Annotated in this window: 19 protein-coding genes; 6 read left to right on the top strand and 13 right to left on the bottom strand. The window is 45.5% G+C overall.

The window, feature by feature from the left end:
- The first annotated feature begins 1 nt into the window (after position 1).
- Positions 2 to 331 (top strand): hypothetical protein, encoded by a 330-nt coding sequence (locus Y696_RS06720; RefSeq protein WP_121510026.1) that lies wholly within the window; start codon positions 2 to 4, stop codon positions 329 to 331.
- Positions 312 to 869 (top strand): GNAT family N-acetyltransferase, encoded by a 558-nt coding sequence (locus Y696_RS06725; RefSeq protein ID WP_121510027.1) that lies wholly within the window; start codon positions 312 to 314, stop codon positions 867 to 869. The genes Y696_RS06720 and Y696_RS06725 overlap by 20 nt, the downstream gene beginning before the upstream one ends.
- Here the strand turns inward: Y696_RS06725 and Y696_RS06730 are convergent, their stop codons facing one another.
- The 6 genes from Y696_RS06730 to Y696_RS06755 all read right to left on the bottom strand — a co-directional run bounded on the left by Y696_RS06730 (position 870) and on the right by Y696_RS06755 (position 5,752).
- Entirely contained in the window at positions 870 to 1,367 is a 498-nt protein-coding gene (locus Y696_RS06730) for a hypothetical protein (protein WP_121510028.1), read from the bottom strand. It lies immediately after the preceding gene.
- A gap of 381 nt (positions 1,368 to 1,748) precedes the next feature.
- Positions 1,749 to 2,591, bottom strand: a complete 843-nt coding sequence (locus Y696_RS06735; RefSeq protein ID WP_121510029.1) for an ABC transporter ATP-binding protein — start codon at positions 2,589 to 2,591, stop codon at positions 1,749 to 1,751.
- Positions 2,588 to 3,169, bottom strand: coding sequence for a hypothetical protein (locus Y696_RS06740; RefSeq protein WP_006486668.1), 582 nt, complete (start codon positions 3,167 to 3,169; stop codon positions 2,588 to 2,590). The genes Y696_RS06735 and Y696_RS06740 overlap by 4 nt, the downstream gene beginning before the upstream one ends.
- The gene (locus Y696_RS06745) at positions 3,162 to 3,518 is read right to left on the bottom strand and encodes a GntR family transcriptional regulator (protein ID WP_121510030.1); all 357 of its coding nucleotides are present in this window, start codon (positions 3,516 to 3,518) and stop codon (positions 3,162 to 3,164) included. Before Y696_RS06745 ends, Y696_RS06740 begins: the two co-directional genes overlap by 8 nt.
- Positions 3,519 to 3,531: 13 nt before the next feature.
- Positions 3,532 to 4,569 (bottom strand): hypothetical protein, encoded by a 1,038-nt coding sequence (locus Y696_RS06750; protein WP_121510031.1) that lies wholly within the window; start codon positions 4,567 to 4,569, stop codon positions 3,532 to 3,534.
- Positions 4,570 to 5,545: 976 nt separating this feature from the next.
- A complete protein-coding gene (locus Y696_RS06755) occupies positions 5,546 to 5,752 on the bottom strand; it encodes a hypothetical protein (protein WP_121510032.1) in 207 nt (68 codons plus the stop codon).
- A gap of 493 nt (positions 5,753 to 6,245) precedes the next feature.
- Between Y696_RS06755 and Y696_RS06760 the strand changes: the two genes are divergently transcribed.
- On the top strand, positions 6,246 to 7,004 hold the full coding sequence (locus Y696_RS06760) for a SagB/ThcOx family dehydrogenase (RefSeq protein ID WP_121510033.1): 759 nt from the start codon (positions 6,246 to 6,248) through the stop codon (positions 7,002 to 7,004).
- Between the two features lie 680 nt (positions 7,005 to 7,684).
- Here Y696_RS06760 and Y696_RS06770 read toward each other — a convergent pair.
- The 5 genes from Y696_RS06770 to Y696_RS14020 all read right to left on the bottom strand — a co-directional run bounded on the left by Y696_RS06770 (position 7,685) and on the right by Y696_RS14020 (position 13,412).
- The gene (locus Y696_RS06770; RefSeq protein WP_006486680.1) at positions 7,685 to 9,067 is read right to left on the bottom strand and encodes a cell wall metabolism sensor histidine kinase WalK; all 1,383 of its coding nucleotides are present in this window, start codon (positions 9,065 to 9,067) and stop codon (positions 7,685 to 7,687) included.
- Positions 9,068 to 9,071: 4 nt separating this feature from the next.
- Positions 9,072 to 9,737 (bottom strand): response regulator transcription factor, encoded by a 666-nt coding sequence (locus tag Y696_RS06775; protein ID WP_039882337.1) that lies wholly within the window; start codon positions 9,735 to 9,737, stop codon positions 9,072 to 9,074.
- A gap of 83 nt (positions 9,738 to 9,820) precedes the next feature.
- Positions 9,821 to 11,509: an alpha/beta hydrolase-fold protein gene (locus Y696_RS06780; RefSeq protein WP_006486682.1), complete on the bottom strand. Its 1,689-nt coding sequence runs from the start codon at positions 11,507 to 11,509 to the stop codon at positions 9,821 to 9,823.
- 391 nt (positions 11,510 to 11,900) lie between these two features.
- Positions 11,901 to 12,137 (bottom strand): hypothetical protein, encoded by a 237-nt coding sequence (locus tag Y696_RS06785; protein ID WP_006486683.1) that lies wholly within the window; start codon positions 12,135 to 12,137, stop codon positions 11,901 to 11,903.
- A gap of 1,098 nt (positions 12,138 to 13,235) precedes the next feature.
- Positions 13,236 to 13,412, bottom strand: coding sequence for a hypothetical protein (locus Y696_RS14020; RefSeq protein ID WP_006486685.1), 177 nt, complete (start codon positions 13,410 to 13,412; stop codon positions 13,236 to 13,238).
- Between the two features lie 652 nt (positions 13,413 to 14,064).
- On the opposite strand from Y696_RS14020, the gene Y696_RS06800 reads away from it, so the two are divergent.
- From Y696_RS06800 to Y696_RS06810, 3 genes are all read left to right on the top strand, one after another.
- Positions 14,065 to 14,922, top strand: coding sequence for a DUF89 domain-containing protein (locus Y696_RS06800; RefSeq protein ID WP_121510034.1), 858 nt, complete (start codon positions 14,065 to 14,067; stop codon positions 14,920 to 14,922).
- Position 14,923: 1 nt separating this feature from the next.
- Positions 14,924 to 17,269: an Orn/Lys/Arg decarboxylase N-terminal domain-containing protein gene (locus Y696_RS06805; RefSeq protein WP_121510035.1), complete on the top strand. Its 2,346-nt coding sequence runs from the start codon at positions 14,924 to 14,926 to the stop codon at positions 17,267 to 17,269.
- Between the two features lie 97 nt (positions 17,270 to 17,366).
- Positions 17,367 to 18,308 carry an inorganic phosphate transporter gene (locus Y696_RS06810; protein ID WP_121510036.1) on the top strand — a complete coding sequence of 314 codons (942 nt, stop codon included), beginning with the start codon at positions 17,367 to 17,369 and terminating at the stop codon, positions 18,306 to 18,308.
- A 200-nt stretch (positions 18,309 to 18,508) separates the two neighbouring features.
- Here Y696_RS06810 and Y696_RS06815 read toward each other — a convergent pair whose 3' ends face one another.
- Together Y696_RS06815 and Y696_RS06820 are read right to left on the bottom strand one after the other, a co-directional pair.
- The gene (locus Y696_RS06815; RefSeq protein ID WP_121510037.1) at positions 18,509 to 19,213 is read right to left on the bottom strand and encodes a nitroreductase family protein; all 705 of its coding nucleotides are present in this window, start codon (positions 19,211 to 19,213) and stop codon (positions 18,509 to 18,511) included.
- Between the two features lie 139 nt (positions 19,214 to 19,352).
- Complete coding sequence (locus Y696_RS06820; RefSeq protein ID WP_014730969.1) at positions 19,353 to 19,889, bottom strand: flavodoxin; 537 nt, start codon at positions 19,887 to 19,889, stop codon at positions 19,353 to 19,355.
- Between the last annotated feature and the right edge of the window lie 565 nt (positions 19,890 to 20,454).

A 20,454-nucleotide genomic window follows, 5' to 3' on the forward strand; every position in this document is an offset into this window, starting at 1 on the left:
AATGGATGAAAAGACTCTCGAATCAATTCTGAAACTGAAAGAAGATCAGATAAACGCTATGGACTTCAAGAAGCTTCTTGGCTACATAAGATCGATAGACGAGTATTTCCGTGGCAACTCTCAGATCGACGTCGAAATTGCGCTCAAAGCTTACCAGAAGGCTATTCAGCTGCTTACAGCCGCCCGATTGCGTTTGATCACTCTCAAGAAGGAGAAAGAAGAACTTGATCAACAGTACTCTAGTTTTCTGAATTCAATTGAGGCGGAAGATGTTTCCGAGGGGCCTCCAGAGACATCCGCGGAAGGCGAAGATGGAAAACTACCATTCTGAGAGCCCTCTACGCGAAATCACTCTAAGAAACGGTGATTCTTGTCACTTCTACAGAGCAGACATCGGCGATTCAGATAGAATAATCGAATACATCAATTCAGTAGCCGTCGAGTCCGACTATCTCAGCTTTGGAAGAGGCGAGTTCACCATGAGCAGTGAGGATGAAAGGCGTCTCATAAGTTCTTTCAAAGAGAGAAGCAACTGTCTCATGGCAGTAGCCAAATGTGATCAGAGCATAGTAGGTCTTATCACAATGCAAGGGGGCTCAAGAAAGCGAATATACCACTGGGCCGAAATAGCTCTTTCAGTGTCAATGAAGTACTGGGGAATGGGAATAGGAAGAGTCCTTATTGAACTCGCAGTTGAACATGCTGGCAGAAACGGGATTACAAGGATCGGTCTTAAAGTCCGTACCGATAACGATCGGGCGATAGCTCTCTACAGAAAGATGGGCTTCGAAATCGAAGGGAAACTGAAGAAATTCATGCGAGTCAACGATGATTACTTCGATTTCTATCAGATGGGACGAGACGTTTGACTATTTCCTTCTAAAAAGAATGAGCAAACCAAAGACAATAAGAACCGCCCCAACCACTATCATTGTCCATTGGGAAAGTGATGAAGGTATAAGAGCGATCACACCCACAGCAGTTAATATCGCAATCGGAACGAGTAAACCGAAATTCCTTCGTCCATCGGCAAAATAGAGCTGTAGCAGCCCAAAGGCAGGAGCAAGAACGAAGAGACCCCAACCTCCTTGAGAATAGAAACCGGGGAAGATGACTCCAAGAGTGAGCGCAAGCGCAACGACCAGAAGAATTCCACCGGGAACAAGCAAGCCGTTATTCCTGTTTCTAAAAGCATTGTATTCCATTATCACTCCTGGAAGCCAGATAAACAAGAGCCAGAAGTTCGACAGTACGGCGGGCACAAAAATGATCACCAATCCTAGCGCAATAACAATCAGACCCAGAAAGATCTGAGACAGTCCGCTCCCCTTCTTTACAGTCTCTTTCTTCACATTCTCTTCTTCCATACAAAGACCTCCCTTACGAAATCCCCTCACAAATATAATACCTGATAATCCTGGATGTTACACCTCTGCAGCTCAAGAGTCACAGAAGAGTTAGATTCTTCCTCGAATTTACGCCTCGCAGCAGACAAAGAGCAAAGTGCAGTCCCGAAGGCGAACTACTAAGATACAAACTGGACTATGAGGGTAAAAGTTCCAACGGAACGCATCCAGTCATTCAGTCCAACAAATCAGATTCCAAACATCTCAGTGACAAATGACCGCAAAACCTGGATAATGGAAACGCGTACCTTGCAATTACATCTGTGACTCGATCCACTTCTAGCTTCAAGAGCGGGGCGATACTGCCGATCGCCCCGTGCAATGTTTAGCAAAGAGACACTATCAAATCTTGAATCTAGGTTTGAACTCCTCTTCAAAAGGCGCAAAGGCTTTCTTACTCTGAAGGTAACACAGCACGATCTCTTTGAAGTTCGGGAATCTGCCTGCCTCTTCATCAGTTCGGACCAGGGTTTCCTCACCCGTAACACCTATAATCTCTCCTGAAGGTATAGTCTGCCCCTTCGGGATAATCCGGTGTGTTTCCTTGGCACCATCTATTGTGTCTGAATATAGCACCTTTCCCTCAAGGACTACGGCAAAGGAACCGGCAATCTCCTCCAGATCGTAGATCTCGTGAGAGGAGATAATCATTGTTTTGCCCTCCTGAAGAACATAATCTCTCAGTACACCCATCACTTCCTGTCTTATCACCGGATCGAGACTTTGAGTGGGTTCGTCAAGGATGAGCAGATCGGCTCCGCTAGCAACCGTAAGAGCTATATGGAATAAGGTTTTCATGCCCATTGAATATGTTTCAACTCTCTCGTTTAGATTGAACTTGTAATGCACTGCGAAACTGGCGAAAACCTTCTCTCGCCAGCCTGGATAAAGCATTCTCCACATCCTTAGGTAGTCCTCGCCGAGGAACCTCCTGAAGGTCAGGCGATCTTCCGTCATGACCGCTATCTTCTCCTTAATACGCGATGTAACCTTCTCTCCAAATACCGTTAGCTCTCCACCTTCCGGAGCGATTTCTCCGAATATACAGCGGAGCGTCGTGGTCTTTCCCGCGCCATTTGGTCCGACTATCGCAAAGATATCTCCCTGCTCTACATTGAAAGAAATATCGTTCAGAACGGGCTTCGACGAGAAGGACTTTCTTAGTTTATCTACAGAGACTATCATTTCTGCACTCCTTTCTTGACGAATAGATAGTTTGCAACCAGCAAGACAGCTAGTGATACGGCCCCACTGATCCAAACGTTACCCTGGTGGGCCGGGCTGGCATAGAAGTACGGATTGCTGAACCTGTTTCCGACACCCCCAGCTATTAAATCGGCAATCAGCACGAGGAATGGAATACCAAAGTTGTCCAGACCGGCCGTTACGCTTATCATTGAAACGGCAAAATAGGCAGTAGAAAAACTTATGGAACCGATCACCATTGAAAGCCAGTAAATATTCATCGATGAGATTAGGCTAGCGCCGAATAACGCCATTCCAATCACCTGTGTAACAACGCTCAACGCAATGAGAAAGAGATACGATATCCAGAACAACTCCTGGCGCGAGTACGGAAGCGCCAGCAGCGACCCAAGCCTCTTATGCTGAATATCTGATGGGAGAAGACTCGTTGCCAATAGAAAGAGGAATATCATTCTCACCGGATAGAAGGGAATCAGCAATCCAAGGGAAAAGACGGCTATCCTTCCTGCCTTTTCGCTGAACTCTTTCATAAAATATGCTTCAATTTTTTCAGTCATTCTTCCATACCTCCTCCAGCAAAACCTTAGCCATCTGCAGATCTATGCCGTTTTTCTTTAATTCCCCTACAGTTTCAGATATCGTCTCCATTACTTCTCTGTTTATCGAATGTGCTGTCTTCACAAAATAGCCTACCCCATGTTCTGCCTCCACTAACCCTTCGAACTGCAACCTTTCGAGTGATCTGATTACGGTGTTCATATTCACTCCGAACATCGCGGCCATCTCCCTAACCGGGGGCAACTGGTCTCCGTTTTCTAGACGTCCGAGCATTATCTCCCTCTTAACTATGTTCATAATCTGTAAATAGGCCGGAACACCATCGTGTTTATCGATTTTTCCAAACATGACATCACTTCTTTCAATACTTCTCAGTAACGACGCTCACCCTACCAGAGGTAATAAGTTCAAAGCCACCACTCCCGGTGGGCATCAATAGATTGAGCGACCCGCCTATTCCCGAAACGTTCACCCGTCTGCTTCCGGTCCACGAATCGCTGAATTTTATCCTCCCGTTCACCACGGTTCCATGAATCGAAAGATTCTCGATTTTCGACGCATCCATAGAAAAGGCCAGTGCTATCCCGTTCTGCACGGTAAACTTTTCTGCCTCTACACTTCCCATGAAGGACAGCGAAGGCACATTTGCAATAATTATTTCCGGAGCTTTTAGGGTTCCAGTTATTGAGAGAGATGTACCCTCAATCGAAATCATATTGCTCGCCATGATTTCTCCCCTGATCTCTCCTGAGATAGTCTGAATTTCCATCTTCGCAACATTCACGTTGTCGTTCAGCCTCAAGAAAGCCGTTCTAAACTCCAATCTCTCAAATTCTAAAAGCGTTCCAATAGTTATTTGCGCAGTTGAGTTTTTCATATCCTTGGGCATCGAAATCTGCAAACTCTCTCCATATCTGTTAATTTCGAGCTCCGAAGGGATGTGGACCTTATCTGAGTTTTCATCGAAGCTAATCTCAAAACCAAGTCCCGAAACAACGATTTCCTTTGCTCCATCCACATACTGATCAGGCATATAAGTCTTATGATCTGAGCCTTTCCTGTTGTAGTCCCTTTCGTTGTTGCCATAGTATTCGTAATCATCGTTCTCGATCCAGTTGAACCACTGAAGAATCGAAGGATCGTCTATGAAACCGAGAGGCCAGTTGAGGAAATTCTGCCCGATTCCATTTATCGCGCCCAGGGCTACTATTGGAATAACAAGGAACAGAACACCGAGAGTTATGAGCAGCCATTTGAATTTCTTCAGGCTTAACGCAACTATAACGATTCCAGCAATAGCTAGGAGTATCTTGACCGCCGCGAAAGGAATCAGCAAAGCCAAAAGACCAAGCACTCCTGCCAATATTAGCTTAGTAATCGAAGGATACTTGTTATTCACCTGCACACCTCCTTAATCACATTGTGTTCTAGTCAACTAGAACATTGGTCATCTATATTGTCAAGTGCTACTTTTGGAAATTTCCCTTCGACTTTTGCTCTAATTCACTAACTTTGAATCAGCATGGAGTTATATAGATTCGTTCCGGAAAACCGTGCTTCGGGGTCGGAGGTTGGGGGTTTGAAAGAGCAAAGGATCAGTCCCAAGTTGTGAGTTGTTAGACCGGGGTTGGGGGTAGCGGGTACGTGGTATGAAAGAGCAACGGAACTCGTTCGCCGTTGAACGGTTCCCCGTTCTCCGAAGAATAAATATGAGCTGGATGCTGAAACAAGTTCAGATAATCTAAGTTGTCAAGTATAGAATTAGGAAAATTATGAGAGTGAAAGGTCGAAAGGAACGTTATTTTTCAAAAGTTGGTGCACCATTTCCGCTGCATGACGAATTTAGACGTTTTCGAAATAACCATCGCTATTATTGCATTAATGACTTCTCAGTCCTCCCTCCCTTTGTCATCCCGAACTTGTTTCGGGATCTCGGTTTTCGAATATAACGTGGTTTGCGATAGCACGTAGGGCGTTGGAAAGAGCCAACTGAAACCGGTTCGCCGCCGTTGAAAGGTCTCCGTTCTCCAACAAGAGCCGCTTCCCGCTTGCAAGGAGACGCTTAACGCTGGAAACAGCAAGAGATCAGCTGAAAAAAGCGGAACTGAAGTCATAATGCAAGAACTGGATGCCAAAACAAATTCAGATAGAATGTGATGTTCTCTTGATCACCCAATATTGTCATCCCGGACTTGATCCGGGATCCGGTTTTGATCCTCTCAACGGAGGACGGTGTACTGTTGACTGGCTTACGTTTTTCATCAGCGTTCAGCAGGTTACTGCTACTAAGCGCACAGCGTCCTTTGGACCGAAATTCTGACCAGGGGCATTGTCAGAATGACGGGATATGGCCTTTTCACAGTAACCATTAGTTGTCATCCCGTAGTGCTCCTGTACGGGATCTCGCGACTAAGAACAGTCATCCCCTTAATAACGAAGATCCGCTGATCGCTGGAAAGAATCGCCCTTTCGCACAACAGCCCGGTATTCTGACCAGGAGCATTGTCAGAATGACGACATGTGTTGCTTTCAGAATAACCGAAGAGCCATTTAACATAGTCATTCTTTCTCGCACTGCACACGATCGAATTCTCTGACTTTCATTTCTTTTGAGCATCCTGTCACAAAAGTGTTAGCATCGCCGGGAAACGTTGTAATCAGTAATAATCAGCGGAGACCTGTTATTTACCCGACGTAGTCCGAACTGGCCTCGCCGAAGGCGAGACTGGCCACCGAAGGTGACTGGCCTGCGAAGCAGACTGGCTACGCAGATCTTCCCCGCGAAGCGGGCATTGCAACCTGGCGTGACCTTCGCCAGCCTTGCATCCCGCCGCAGGCGGCATTGCGACCGCCGATGATATTCGGCGCCTTTCGTCTTTCGACTAAATATGCTCTTATCGGAGGACGGTGGACCGTTGACAGTTGATTCGAGGCTCTTCTCGAAATGTTCTTGCCAGCCTTGCGTCCACGATTTCTTATCAGAATCACGTTTTCGAGATTCCTCTAATTTCTTCTGAATCTGCTATTCTTTGTTATGCTAAACTTATTTATATAGCTGAGGAAGGGGAGGGTTGTATGATTGATAGAAAGGAAGGAAGAGCCTTCTTGGGCAATAAGGTCTGGGAAGAAGCGAATAGCCAGCTAAAGAAAACAGATCAAATGGAAGGAAAACCTCAGCCTCCACTGGAAAAAAGCTCGGAGGGATATGAACTAATCAAACTGCCCGACCCGAACGTTGTTAACCTCCATATGAAAGACTTGAGGGAAATCATCTTTTCCAGAGAAAGCAGGAGAATATTCTCAGATGATAAGATCTCTCTTGAGTCGCTTTCATTTCTTCTCTGGTCCACACAGGGAGTCAAGGGTGTTCTGAAAAACAACTATGCGACACTGAGGACGGTCCCCTCAGCAGGCGCTCGTCACCCCTTTGAAACTTACCTTTTCGTCAGACTTGTTAAGGGTCTCAAGAAAGGTTTATATCGCTACGTAGCTCTGTCTCATTCGCTAATCCTCCTAAAGGAAGGAGATTTCGCGAAAGAAGTGGCAGAGGCCGCTTTCGGTCAGAAGTTTGTCGGCCAGTGTGCAGTCACCTTTGTTTGGTCCGTCATTCCTTACAGAACAGAGTGGAGATACGACTTGACTTCATATAAGCCGATTCTCCTGGATGCAGGTCACGTCTGTCAAAACCTCTACCTGGCGTGCGAGGCACTCAATTTAGGGACATGTGCTATTGCCGCTTACGATCAGACAAAGACAGACGAGTTAATCGGTTTGGATGGTTATGACGAATTCGCAATATACATGGCTCCAGTAGGAAAACCAAAGAAGTATTGATTTTGAGTATCTTTCAACCAGAAAAGCTGGTTCTAGAAAGTATATCCAGAAAAGTGTTTGGAAGAGAGGAGAGGTATTTTCCAGTAGAGTAAGTAGTTAGGAAGTCAGACCGTTACCCAGATGAACTAAATGAGATCGTGCAAGTCCTCGGCGAGAAGAACTCTATGATATAAAGCCCTTCAAAATGCATGGAAATACACGCAAAGGTATTCTAGAAGTAGAAGAAGAGAACAAACCCGAAAAGGAAGGAATTATGCGGGCATTGTTGTCAAAGATAATGGAATTAACTTCGGCAGACCGTTCTATTTTCATCAACATTGATGCTCTGGCAGGAAAGATGAACATGATGAGATATGAAACGTTCGATGCTCTGAATTTCCTTCACGGGCGATGGTCTTGTAAAGATTCGCTCTAGAATCTCCGTGTCATTACCAGCAGAACAGAGAAAGAAGTCAGTCTCCTGGCTTCCATTTGGGGATGATGAAAAGGGCATTTTTCACTTTCTCAGAAGCGGAGCCTGATTTACTATCGCTTTACCGGAGTAGCTTAATCATCGTCAGGCTCCCTCTTCGTAATTTGCATTACCTACTCTGCGTACAGGGATGGAATCTATGTGAATCTTCTATCGCTGCATCAACTTAACTATAAGGCTCTTACATTAGAGAACAATTAGACTATCATTAGAGTTTTCTAATCTTCGAAGGTAGGCTTACTTTGAAGGTAGATCCTTTTCCTGGAGAGCTTTTTACCGAGATAACGCCACCATGCGCTTTTACAATTTCCTTAGCAATCGAGAGGCCGAGACCTGTGCCTCTCGTTTGCGATCTTGCTCTGTCCACTCTGTAGAATCTATCGAAAATCCTCTCCATATCTTCTAACTGTATGCCAATGCCGTTATCTTCAACGATTATCTCGATCCTCTCTTTAGATTCACTAAGTTTTGCCGCAATTCTTATCTTGCCGTTTTCAGGCGTGTACTTTATTGCGTTGTCCACAAGATTGAACACAGCTCTCGACAGATGCTTTCGATCACCTGCTATCTCTAGGTTCTCCTGTAAGTCGGTTTCGATCTCGATATTCTTTTCCTTCGCGAGAACCATCATCGTTTCCAGAACCTCCCAGATTAGAGCGCTCACAGAAAAGACCGCAAATTCCCTTTTCGGAAGAGTATTCTCCAGCCTTGTAATAATTAGCAGATCGTCTATTACGCTGCTCAACCTCTCTATTTCGTTCTGAATCTGCAAAAGAGCACTTACATATTCCTCGGAACTGCGATCTCTATGAAGCGTAACATCCACTATGCTTCTGATTGCCGTTAGCGGTGTCCTGAGCTCGTGAGCGGCGTCAGATGTAAATTGTCTCTGTTTCTTCACAGATTCCTCGAGCCTTTCGAGCATTCCGTCGAATGTACTGGCGAGATGACCCAGTTCATCATCCGGGAGGGTGAGATTCAACCTCTTATTGAGCTTTTCAACACTGATTTCCTCTGCGAGAAGCGTGATTCTTTCAACGGGTTCCAGTGATTTCTTCGCCAAATAGAAGCCCCCAACTACTGCAAGAATGATTATTGTAGGGCCAATCAACATCATGAGCCTTGATAAACGAAACAGTGCAACCCTGACGCTTGAAAGAGATTCGCCCACTTGTATCCATCCCCATTGACCTATCTGCAGGGTGAAGATTCTCCAAACTCCAACGGAGGTCGAAACGCTTGAAAACTCTTTGTCAGTCAAATCTATCGAGGCTTTCAGTATTCCAAACGGTCCAAAACCCTCTACTATGCTTCCAGAATTGTCCATGAGTCTTACGGCAAAACCCTCTGCCAGAAGCCTGTTGGTTAGCGAATCCATTTCGACCGTCTTTTTGAATACTGGATAGTTCTGAACAATCTCTATGTTCGCCAATAGCTGTGAAGAGACAATTCTCAGCGAAGAATCTGTTTCGCTGTGCAGTTGAGCACTCAAAATCATGTAGATGAGAATGCTGAAAGCAAATAAAATCACACCAAGAAAGAGAACATACCAGAGGGTTAACTTTATCCGTATCGGAAGTAGTTTCTTCATTCTATCAACCTAGCTTGTAACCGAATCCTCTCACAGTATTGATGAGTTTCGTAGGGAACGGGTCGTCTATCTTCTTTCTCAAATACCTGATGTAGACATCTACTACATTAGAATCACTGAAGAAGTCCTGATCCCAGACGCTTTCAGCAATCTGAGTTCTGCTCAACACCTGATGTGCATTCCTCGCCAAATGCTCCAAAAGGCGATACTCTTTTGGCGAAAGTTCTATCTCCTTGTCGCCACGCTTGACGGTATGAGAAACGGTATCTATAGACAGATCGCTAACTCTCAGGACCCTGTCGAAACTTTCTCGGGGTCTCCTGAGCAACGCGTTCACTCTCGCAAGAAGCTCCTTGAAGGCAAAGGGTTTCACAAGATAGTCGTCCGCCCCAGTGTTTAGTCCCTTTACTCTTTCATCTACGGAGTCAAGAGCCGTGAGCATAAGGACCGGAGTGTGGTTGCCGCTGGCTCTAAGTTCGCTGCAAACTTCAAACCCGTTTTTAATAGGCAAGAGAACATCCAGTATAATTACGTCATACGGATTGGATGACGATAGTCGTATCGCTTCATTTCCATCCTTTGCGGAGTCAACTACGAATCCCTCTTCTCTCAAACCCTTTTGGAGAAAAGCAGATATCGTCTCTTCATCTTCGACAATCAAGATTCTCAGAACTACACCTCCAGAAATCAAAAAACCGGAGGGGAGACCCTCCGGTCAATTCTAGCATCCCAAATCAGTATCTTGGATCTATATCAGTAAATCCAGTCAGTCTCCACTCCTTCAGGGACATTTTCCTTCATGTAATCTGAAAGCTGTAATAGCCACTCCTGAAGAGCAAGGGCTTTATTAGGATCGGTCGGGCTCCAACCCTTCCAACCATGGCCCTGGTTTGGACCGAAATCGAAGGTCATGTCGGAGACTGGATTTTCCATCTTCTCCATAGCTGCCTTCAAAAGATAGACGGCCTCATTGAGATAATAGTTGTCCATATCGCCCACTGCAACGTGAACGTCTCCAGCAATTTTCGGACCAATCTCTTCCCAATTTTCCTGAAGAATATAGTTAAGATCAAAGTTCTCTTTCCAGTATTCGGCAACATCCTTGTTTATTTCGCCGGTAATTTGGTCCCAAATGGGTTGAGGGAATCCATCTACTCCCACAGGGCTATATGTTGATTCCCATACGGACCATTGCCCGCCGGATCTGTTGCTCGGTCCTGCAGCCATCTCATAGTAGTTCTCCTGCTTAACGGTGAATCTGATATTTCCGTGAGTGTCTCTTGCACTCGGTCTTTCCGTCTTTACCCAGCCGAAGTCAGAGTAATAAGCATTGTCGTCATTGTAGATATTGATTAGCTGGTAATAGTTGAAATCAACCGCATCCGGATACCAAACATATGTTCTCCCGAAGAAATCTGGATAGAAGACCTTCATTGCAAGAGCTTCCCATCCACCGGTAGAACCGCCAGCAAGAACTCTTGCCCACTTCTCGGGAATCATTCTGAACTGGCTTTCTAGGTAGGGAATGAATTCTTCTGTAATTGCCGTTCCGTATGGGCCTGAGTTTTCCGAATCAACTGAATAAGAGGTGTCGTAATAAGGTGTCGCATCTCTGAAAGAAACAGCGATGAATCTCGCATTGCCGTCCTCTGTCCAGAACTTGTAGACATCGTTGTCTACTCTGAATCCTACCGGCGCGCCTCCGCCAGGGAAGTGGCCCTGATAGTAAATGACAGGGTAATATACATCTGGGTTATCGTAATAGCCTTCAGGAAGAAGAACATTGGCGCCGATATACATGTCTTTTCCCCAGAATTCCGACACCACGTCACTCTTGATCTTTACGTATTTCACCCATTCTGTGTCTGTGTAATTTCCCTGCTGAAGTACCATTCCCGGCTCCAGATCGTAATCAGGCATTATTACTTCAGTGATAGCAAGTTCTACTGACCCTGGGTTTGCAGGATCAAGATAGACTTTCTTTGTCTTGCTCGTAGCATTACCAATGGATTCCCAGAACCATTGACCGTCGCCGGTATCGTCATGCATAAGAATTGTGTGACCGTCTGCCCTGTTAAATGTCGTGTAGACATTAATCAGTGCCTGAACGAAATATTCTCCAGCAGGCAAGTCAGATAGATCGATGGGATAGCCGGCTACTGCCATATCTCCATCGGAGATCTTCACAACCGATTCAGAGGTCATTTTGAATACATCTTTCCCCCAGAAGGGAACTCCTCTAACATCTGTCTGCATACTTGGCTCACTGGATGAGTCTTTGCTGACAATAACGAAGACCCTTCCATTTATCGGTGTCTCAAGGCCTAGAGAAGCCACTGTATCAATGGCTTCCTGGCTCATTGACACTTCGAAAGTCAGTGAAAACGCCGTAAATCCAACAAAAAGAATAACAATTAGGGCAACAAAACCCTTTCTAAACATATTTCCCACCTCCATAGAATCGTGAGTATTTGTGGAATTATTGTCAAAAATCGCAGGTCAATAACGGTCGTACTCAAATGATTGCCGAGATTGGAATTGAGGGATGCTAGCTTTGAAAGACTTTCCTTAGAAGCAACGACGACGAGCGCGGAGAGAGCGAAGTGAGTCTTCACACGAATGAAGTTTCACACTTTGAGGTTGGTTAAGTTTCATAAATTCGCATTCAACAACAGAAAGAAAGATGAACTCCATTGTTTACCTCCTCTTCCAAACCCTATTAGGTCGGTCTTTGCTATTATACACTCCTGAAGGTTATGAAAGTACACTATGCGAATTTATTTACATCATCTTATGTTTTCCGTTGCTTTGCTCGTTCTTTCTTCAAACCTCGCTATCTTCTACCGTGACAGAAACTATCGAAATCCTTGAAGTCGATATAATCTCGAACTCTTTGCAGAGAAGCCCATATAAACTCCTCAAAGAGCTTTGCATCATCTTCGCTGTTTAGTTCTTCAACAACATCCTCTTGCTCCGTTGGACGTGTAGCGATGTACCGACTCCCTACTGCCTTGTAATTTGAATAGAGGTTGAAATTGAAAATCCCATTTTCCTTTGATCTGTAATACACAGCTTACACCTCCTGCATTTCATAACAATTATATCATCCTCTGTAACAAGCGTAATTGGGGGCTTCAGGCAGGGGGGAGGAAAGAGCAAGGGATCAGATGCAAGTTGTGAGTTGTGAATTGTCGTAAAAAAGGCCGGGGTTGGAGGTTGGTGGTTGGAGGTCCGTAAGAGCAAGAGAAACTGATTGACCGTTGAGCGGTTCTACGTTCGCCGGGGAGAGCCGTGAAGCAATAGCATCGAGATTCCGACCAGTAGCTTTGTCGGAATGACGGAATGAGGCGTTTTCGGGAAAACCATCTGCTGTCATCCCGAACTTGTTTCGGGATCTCGGTTTTCGAATATAACGTGGTTTGCGATAGCACGTAGGGCGTTGGAAAGAGCCAACTGAAACCGGTTCGCCGTTGAGCGGTTCTCCGTTCTCCGAGAAGAGCCGATCACCGCTTGCTAGGAGACGCTTAACGCTGGAAAGAGCAAAAGATCAGTTGTAACTTGTGAGTTGTAAGCCCGTAGTTGGGGGCTCGAAAGAGCAGATTGAAACCGGTTCGCCGTTGAGCGGTTCTACGTTCGCCGGGGAGAGCCGTGAAGCAATAGCATCGAGATTTTGACCGGGAGATTTGTCGGAATGACGGAATGAGGCGTTTTCGGAATGACCAAGCGTTGTCGTCACGATGGTAGTTTTGGGCGACTTTTCGCATCGTTATCACGAAACGGTTTTCGGTATAACCATTCGCTGTCATCCCGAACTTGTTTCGGGATCTGGTTTTTATCCTCTCAACGGAGGACGGTGTACTGTTGACTGGCTAACGTTTTTCATAAGCGTTCAGCGGGTTCTTGCTCCTAAGCGGACAGCGGCTTTTAGACAGAAATTCTGACCAGGGGCATTGTCAGAATGACGGGATATGGCCTTTTCGCAATAATCTTTAATTGTCATTCCGTAGTGCTCCTGTATGGGATCTCGCAACTAAGAACAGTCATCCCCTAAGAACGAAGACCCGCTGATCGCTGGAAAGAACAGTCCTTTCACCCAAAAGACCGAGATTCTGACTAGGACCATTGTCAGAATGACGGGATATGGCCTTTTCGCAATAATCTTTAATTGTCATTCCGTAGTGCCCCTGTACGGGATCTCGCGACTAAGAACAGCTATCCCCTTAAGAACGAAGATCCGCTGATCGCTGGAAAGAACAGTCCTTTCACCCAAAAGACCGAGATTCTGACTAGGACCATTGTCAGAATGACGGGATATGGCCTTTTCGCAATAATCTTTAATTGTCATTCCGTAGTGCTCCTGTACGGGATCTCGCAACTAAGAACAGTCATCCCCTAAGAACGAAGACCCGCTGATCGCTGGGAAGAACAGTCCTTTCACCCAAAAGACCGAGATTCTGACTAGGAGCATTGTCAGAATGACGACATGTGTTGCTTTCAGAATAACCGAAGAGCCATTTAACATAGTCATTCTTTCTCGCACTGCACACGATCGAATTCTCTGACTTTCATTTCTTTTGAGCATCCTGTCACGAAAGTGTTAGCATCGACGGGAAACGTTGTAATCAGTAATGATCAGCGGAGACTGGTTCTTTACCCGAAGCAGTAGGAACTGGCATGCGAAGCAGACTGGCTGCGTAGATCTTCCCCGCGAAGCGGGCATTGCGACCTGGCGTGACCTTTGCCAGCCTTGCGTCCTGCCGCAGGCGGCATTGCGACCGCCGATGATTTTCGGCGCCTTGCGTCTAGTGTTTTATGGTAGCATCACTTCCGGCGATGTTCTTCGCGCATCACTTAAGCTCTTGCCAGTCTGCTGATTTCGGATGACGGAGAACCGTTGACGGTTGACCTGATAGGCCTTTTGCAGATGTAGTTTGCATGTCAAATGAACACAGGTTGCGATTACTAAAACACTGTATAATTCATTGTGAGGTGATTGAATGAAGATAGATCTCAGATGTATTCCCTGCAATCTAAACAGCCTTCTCAGGATTCTTGACCAGAACCATGCCGGAGAGGAAGAGAAAAAGCAAGTAGTAAGAACCTTCATGAAAGAAGTCGCGGAAATGGACTGGTCAGATACTCCAATAGACATCGGCCGAAAGGTCGGTGAAGTACTTGAACCACTCTTTGGTGATAGCGATGCCTTTAGAGATATAAAGAAGATGTCTAATGACAATCTTCTGGAGATCTACGATGATTTAAAAACTGAGCTCCTCAAACTTGACGATCCGTTGATCGGTGCGCTGAAGCTTTCTGTCGCAGGTAATATCATAGACGTTGCTCCCGGTCACAAGATCGATATCCACTCCACGATGAAGGATGCTCTTTCCAGACCTTTTGCGATAGACGATCTTCAGGAACTTGCCGATAGAATCCGCAAGGCGAACTCTTTGCTGATCGTCGGAGATAACTGTGGCGAAGCCGTTTTAGACAAGCTCCTTCTGGATATTGCGAAAGTGCCCAATAGCTACTTTTCTGTCAGAACAAAACCTGCGCTGAACGATATTACTATGAAAGAGGCGCTTGAAATAAGAATGGATGAGGTTGCGACACTAATGGATTCCGGGGCGGACGCGCCTGGCGCTCAGGAAAAGACAATGAAGAGAGCGTTTTCCGAGGTCTATTTTAGCGCCGATGTAGTAATCTCTAAAGGACAGGGCAACCTTGAGGGTTTGAGTTCCGTGAAACGTGAGATTTTCTTCTTGCTTATGGCAAAATGCGAGGTAATTGGAGGCTTCCTCGGAGTTCCAAAGGGTTCGTTCGTTGCCTACAAAAAGGCAGAATCGAGGGGATAGAATGGAGCTTTTCAAAGATTTTCCGGTCCTAGTTGTCGATGACGATCTTCGTTCAGAAAATACTGGTGGAAGAGCTACAAGAGAGATAATCAAAGAGCTTCAGAAACGAGGTTTTTCCGTAATTGAATCCTATTCAGGCTACGATTGCAGAATAGAGTTCATGTCACACTCAAATGTAAGCTGTGTCTTGCTTGATTGGGACCTAGTCATAAAACCCGATGCGGAATTTCTAGGCCCCGGAGAGATAATAGAGATAATCCGGGGTAGAAATATGCTTATTCCCATCTTTCTTATGACCGAAAAACTTCGAGTCAAGGAAATTCCGCTCGAAATTGTAAGCCAAATCGACGGCTATGTCTGGAAACTCGAAGACAGCCCCTCTTTCATTGCAGGCAGAATTGAAGAAGCAACTGAACGCTACATGGACGAGCTTCTTCCGCCATTCTTGAAGGAATTAATTAGATACGTAGATGAATTCAAGTATTCTTGGCACACTCCCGGCCACAGTGGTGGAGAGGCTTTTCTGAAGTCTTCTACCGGGAAGATCTTTCATAAGTTCTTCGGAGAAAACATATTCAGAAGTGACTTATCCGTATCAGTTCCCGAGCTTGGATCGCTCCTTGAACATACCGAGGCGATAGGGGAGTCCGAGAAATCCGCCGCAAAAATCTTTGGTTCCGACGAGACCTACTTCGTAACGAACGGCACATCGACATCAAACAAGATAGTTTTCCATTACTGCGTTACACCCGGAGATATCGTTCTCATTGACAGAAACTGTCACAAGTCGATTATGCATTCAATTATCATGACCGGTGCGATTCCCATCTATCTCACGCCGAGCAGAAACTCACTGGGAATAATCGGACCGATACATGAGGAGAATTTCGAGTGGAGCGAAATAGAAAAGGCAATCAAGGAAAGCCCCCTTGTAGAAGACAAAGAGAATTACAGAATAAAACTGGCAGTCATTACAAATTCCACGTACGATGGTCTCTGCTACAACGCAAGAACGATCCTCGACAGGCTTGAGAAAGTGGTCGATTTCGTTCTTTTTGACGAGGCCTGGTACGCCTACGCAAAATTCCACCCCATGTATCTTGGCCGATTCGGAATGTCTTCCGATATCGACAGGGAGAGATCCCCGGTAGTCTTTTCAACACACTCCACCCACAAGCTCCTGGCAGCCTTCTCTCAAGGCTCCATGATTCACGTGAAGGACGGGAGAAAGAGGGTTGATCACGGGAGATTTAACGAAGCCTATATGATGCATATGTCGACTTCCCCCCAGTACGCGATTATTGCATCGCTCGACGTCGCTGCAAAAATGATGGCCGGGAATGCTGGAAGATTCCTTATAGATGAAACGATTCAAGAGGCAATTATTTTCAGAAAGAAGATGAAGCACCTCAAGAAAGAGATAGAATCCAAAGAGACCGATCGAAAGAGACGCTGGTGGTTGGAAATATGGCAGCCGGACAAAGTCTCTATTGAAACCGAAAGCGGCGAGCGAAAGACCTTTGATCTCGAGGACATAGATGAGTCCATCTTGAAGGACAGGCCCGACTGCTGGTATCTCAAGGCTAACGAAGACTGGCACGGATTTGGAAAGCTCGACAATGACTATGCCCTTCTCGATCCCGTGAAGGTAACTGTGATGACTCCGGGTATCACGAGACAGGGTGGAATGAGAAACTGGGGAATACCTGCAACAATAGTGACTACATTCCTTAGACACAGGGGAATCGTAGTTGAGAAATCAGGCCATTATTCCTTCCTCATTCTTTTCTCCTTGGGACTGACTAAAGGAAAATCCGGGACTCTTCTGGCAGAGCTCTTCACTTTCAAAAAGCTTTTCGATGAAGACGCCCCTTTGGACGATATATTTCCGGATATCGTTAGGGAGTTTCCAAAGAAGTACGGGAAAATGACTCTACAGGAACTGTGCAGACAAATGCACGAGTACCTAAGAAAAGTGAAAATTACGAAGGTTCTAAAAGATGTCTACTCACAAAATCCAGAGCAGGTAATGCTGCCAGCTAAGGCCTACGCGGAGTTAGTAAACGGTAATACTGAACTGGTGAGAATCCGCGAGCTGCAGAACAGGATCTCTGCCGTCATGGTCGTTCCGTACCCTCCCGGAATACCAGTGATAATGCCCGGCGAGAGATACACCGGTGAAACAAAGAGAATAATCGAGTATCTCAATCTCTCCGAGGAGTTCGACAACAAGTTCCCTGGATTTGAGAATGAGATGCACGGCCTCAAGATGAAGATAGACAGCGCCAACAAGAAGAGGTACTACACTTATTGCTTGAAGGAGATCGAACAGGAAGACAACCGATAGACGATCGCTTTCATTCAAAGAATTCTCCCTTATTGCATGTAAAGGCGCGTATCTGATGCTATAATTCTTTCTAACACTGATAAATGAAGGGATAATCGTGATCCTCGCTCTTCTGCCTGCTGTTTTCTTCGGGTGGACTCTTGGAAGGAACGATGCAGCGAACATTTACGGTACAACAGTAACAAGCGGAATTCTCAGATACAGATCGGCGGCACTGATCTCTGCGCTTGCCGTACTCATTGGAGCTATAATCGGTGGTGCAGGAGGTATGCAAACCCTCTCTAAACTAAGCTCCCATACTTTGCTCTCAGCTTCAGTAAACGCTGCAGCGGCAGGAATCTCTGTTCTTTTGCTCAACAGAATAGGTCTACCCGTTTCCTCATCTCAAGCAGTTGTTGGCTCGGTGGTAGGTATTGGACTTATCAGCGGAAGCGTAGACTGGCTAGCTGTATTGAAAATCGTAGCTTGCTGGATTACAACTCCATTGGGAGCGGCAATCGCCGGTTACATCTTATACAGGTTCTTTGGTTTCTGGTTCAGGAAGATTCCATCGATACTTGCTCAGGACATAATTCTGAAATCGTCCGCCATAATCATTGGAGGCTTAGGTTCATTTGCACTTGGCGCAAACAACGTAGCAAACGTTACTGGGAGCTTTGCAGAAATAATTGGTGTTGATAAAGCCGTGTTGATCGGAGGACTGAGCATATCAGCCGGGGCAATAATGTTCAGCAGAAGAGTTATGTACACTATAGGGACAAAGATAGTAGCTCTCGAATCTTTCGCTTCTATTATTGCCTTACTTGCACAATCATTGACCGTGCTAATTTATGCCTTTATTGGAGTCCCGGTTTCGGTTTCACAGGCAATAGTGGGAGCGGTTATTGGAGTCGGCCTGGCCAGAGGTACGAAAAACTATGATTCTGGAATGACAAGGAGGATCGTATATGGGTGGGTATTCACTCCCGTTATCTCAGGGGTTATCTCGATTGTCCTCTACTTATCCCTCAGTTCCATATTAGTTACACTGCCAAAATGAGCATTGCCTTACCCTAATCTCAATTATTAGGCATAAGTGCGAGAGAAAAACAGAAGAATGCAAGTGGGAAGCACAGTCCTGTCTTTGAACAGCTTTCTGGTTCTGCCAATACGAGCGAACTAAATGCCTTCCGCGTTCGAAAACTCTTGGAACTCATTTGATCTCGATGCCTATGAATGAGATCTCTAGGCTCAACGCAATTAGAATGTCAGCAAATAGCTTCTCTGGCTTATTGCTTCAACTTTCGCTTTGTCGCTCATAGCATTTGCCATGAGATACATGTGCGATAAAACAACACCGAGATCGATCGCTATAACCTCTTCATAGATCAGAGGAATCTTCTTCCAGCCGTGAATTGCTATCTCGTTTTCTCCCAAAACCTCAAACTTCCAGGGTTGTCTGTTGAACGATGAGGGTGCCATTCTTCCCGCATCGATAATGTCTTTCATTTTTTCGTCTATGTAATTTTCCTTGCCATATACAACTTCTTTGAGGGGCTTCCTGTTAGCCTCCCTGTAAAGAAAACGGGAAGCTCTCTCGACGATGTCTCCACTACCATCCGCAGCAAAGCCAACAACAATCATAGATAGATAATTTGGCAGTCGTGCCCAGCTAGTCGAGAATCCCTTCAAAGTAAGGTTTAGAACGATCTGCTCGCCTTCGAATCCATACTTCACAAGACTTGGTGTGGAAAAGTCACTCATTTTCGCAAGCACAATTCCCGATCCGGAAGGAAATTCTGGAGAGAAGTACCAATGCAAAACACTTTCGGAGTTAATCGGAACAATATCTCTCAGAGCGTCATTGACTTCTTTCTTCTGTTCAGGAGACAACTGCCTTTCCTGAAACTTTCTCTGTGTTACTCTCAACCCGATTGCCTTCTTGATCTCCTGTTTGCTTAACATTCAACCACCTCTTCACTCCTATTCTATATAATTTGACAATAAAACTCAAGATTAATTGGCTCAGTAGACTAAACGTCTCAAAAAGAAAACGCCGAGAGCATGCCCTCGGCGTTTCGGTAAATCAAATCTATGGTGGAAACTAGAGACTCTCCTTAACCTCTCTCACCCATTCCTTCGCAGTCTCGATATACTCCTCTAATCTTGAAGAAGGAGATTCGAAGTCACTCTCCTGAACGACTTCATTCCCCTTCAAAGCCTTTTTCAGATTCTCGAGGGCGCCACCTATCATTCCTTCATGCGTACAGAAGAGAGCGATCTTCTTTCCCTGGATTTTGTTCTCTTGAAGAAATGTATTGATCGGAGGTGCATATGTAAGAGCCCACACCGGACTCCCCAAGACTATGAAATCATACATGTTCGGATCGAAGCTATACGGCTCAAGTTCGGGACTGTTATTCATAGTCACCGACTCGCTTCCCCAGATATGCTCCTTATCTGGGTCATAGCCGGGCGTGGTCTCTATCTGTTCGGGATTCTCCACATGGTGATAATAGGTCCGAGTAAACTCCCCCGTGGGAACCAGCCTCAGAAGGTCAGCACCTATTGAAGAGGCCATTGCCTCTGCAAGTGCTTTAGTGCTTTCATCGTATGAGAAATAAACAACAATAGACTTCATACTATTACCTCCCTTCATTGCTATTATAGCTTGACTTAGAAGCGAAATGAACGTATCTCTACAAAGGAACCGCTATTCTTTGCCAGAACAAATGAAACAGAGAAGGATTTCTGAAGAACCTGCGCCGATTTATCATTCAGGTGTTGGTCTCCCTTGAATCAGTGACTCGGGGAAGTTGGGTTTTGTCGACCGTTTCGAGAAGTTTTAGTAGAAGCGCTAAATCACAAGTAATCAACAGCAACTTTATGTTCTTCAGCTCTCAAAGGCACCTTTCAAAAAGTAGAGATAACTTTCCTTATGCGCTTCACTTTGATTGCATAATCGCTTGCCTTGTTAGTTCTTTCACCTGTGTCCACAAAAATCGATCGAGCTTGCGCGATACGAAGTATCCTTTAGTAATATCATTATTTAGTAGAGGCGGGTTTTCCGCTTTTGGATAATCGGCTCGCGGCTTTCCCGCTTACGGAAAATCGGCTTGCGGATTAACGCGGCTTCGACAGAGCGTCTTGTCAATTTCTTATTTGACTTGTTCCGATTTGCTTTTTTGCCGAAATTTGAGCCCTCT

The organism is Mesotoga sp. H07pep.5.4 (assembly GCF_003664935.1).
Classification (GTDB): domain Bacteria; phylum Thermotogota; class Thermotogae; order Petrotogales; family Kosmotogaceae; genus Mesotoga; species Mesotoga prima.

Excerpts from the sequence above, each read along its gene's own strand:
- Y696_RS06735 (WP_121510029.1), bottom strand. The coding sequence starts at position 2,591 with ATGATAGTCTCTGTAGATAAACTAAGAAAGTCCTTCTCGTCGAAGCCC.
- Y696_RS06760 (WP_121510033.1), top strand. The coding sequence starts at position 6,246 with ATGATTGATAGAAAGGAAGGAAGAGCCTTCTTGGGCAATAAGGTCTGG.
- Y696_RS06720 (WP_121510026.1), top strand. The coding sequence starts at position 2 with ATGGATGAAAAGACTCTCGAATCAATTCTGAAACTGAAAGAAGATCAG.
- Y696_RS06800 (WP_121510034.1), top strand. The coding sequence starts at position 14,065 with ATGAAGATAGATCTCAGATGTATTCCCTGCAATCTAAACAGCCTTCTC.
- Y696_RS06745 (WP_121510030.1), bottom strand. The coding sequence starts at position 3,518 with ATGTTTGGAAAAATCGATAAACACGATGGTGTTCCGGCCTATTTACAG.
- Y696_RS14020 (WP_006486685.1), bottom strand. The coding sequence starts at position 13,412 with ATGACAATTAAAGATTATTGCGAAAAGGCCATATCCCGTCATTCTGAC.
- Y696_RS06730 (WP_121510028.1), bottom strand. The coding sequence starts at position 1,367 with ATGGAAGAAGAGAATGTGAAGAAAGAGACTGTAAAGAAGGGGAGCGGA.
- Y696_RS06805 (WP_121510035.1), top strand. The coding sequence starts at position 14,924 with ATGGAGCTTTTCAAAGATTTTCCGGTCCTAGTTGTCGATGACGATCTT.
- Y696_RS06770 (WP_006486680.1), bottom strand. The coding sequence starts at position 9,067 with ATGAAGAAACTACTTCCGATACGGATAAAGTTAACCCTCTGGTATGTT.
- Y696_RS06820 (WP_014730969.1), bottom strand. The coding sequence starts at position 19,889 with ATGAAGTCTATTGTTGTTTATTTCTCATACGATGAAAGCACTAAAGCA.
- Y696_RS06725 (WP_121510027.1), top strand. The coding sequence starts at position 312 with ATGGAAAACTACCATTCTGAGAGCCCTCTACGCGAAATCACTCTAAGA.
- Y696_RS06780 (WP_006486682.1), bottom strand. The coding sequence starts at position 11,509 with ATGTTTAGAAAGGGTTTTGTTGCCCTAATTGTTATTCTTTTTGTTGGA.
- Y696_RS06740 (WP_006486668.1), bottom strand. The coding sequence starts at position 3,169 with ATGACTGAAAAAATTGAAGCATATTTTATGAAAGAGTTCAGCGAAAAG.
- Y696_RS06815 (WP_121510037.1), bottom strand. The coding sequence starts at position 19,213 with ATGTTAAGCAAACAGGAGATCAAGAAGGCAATCGGGTTGAGAGTAACA.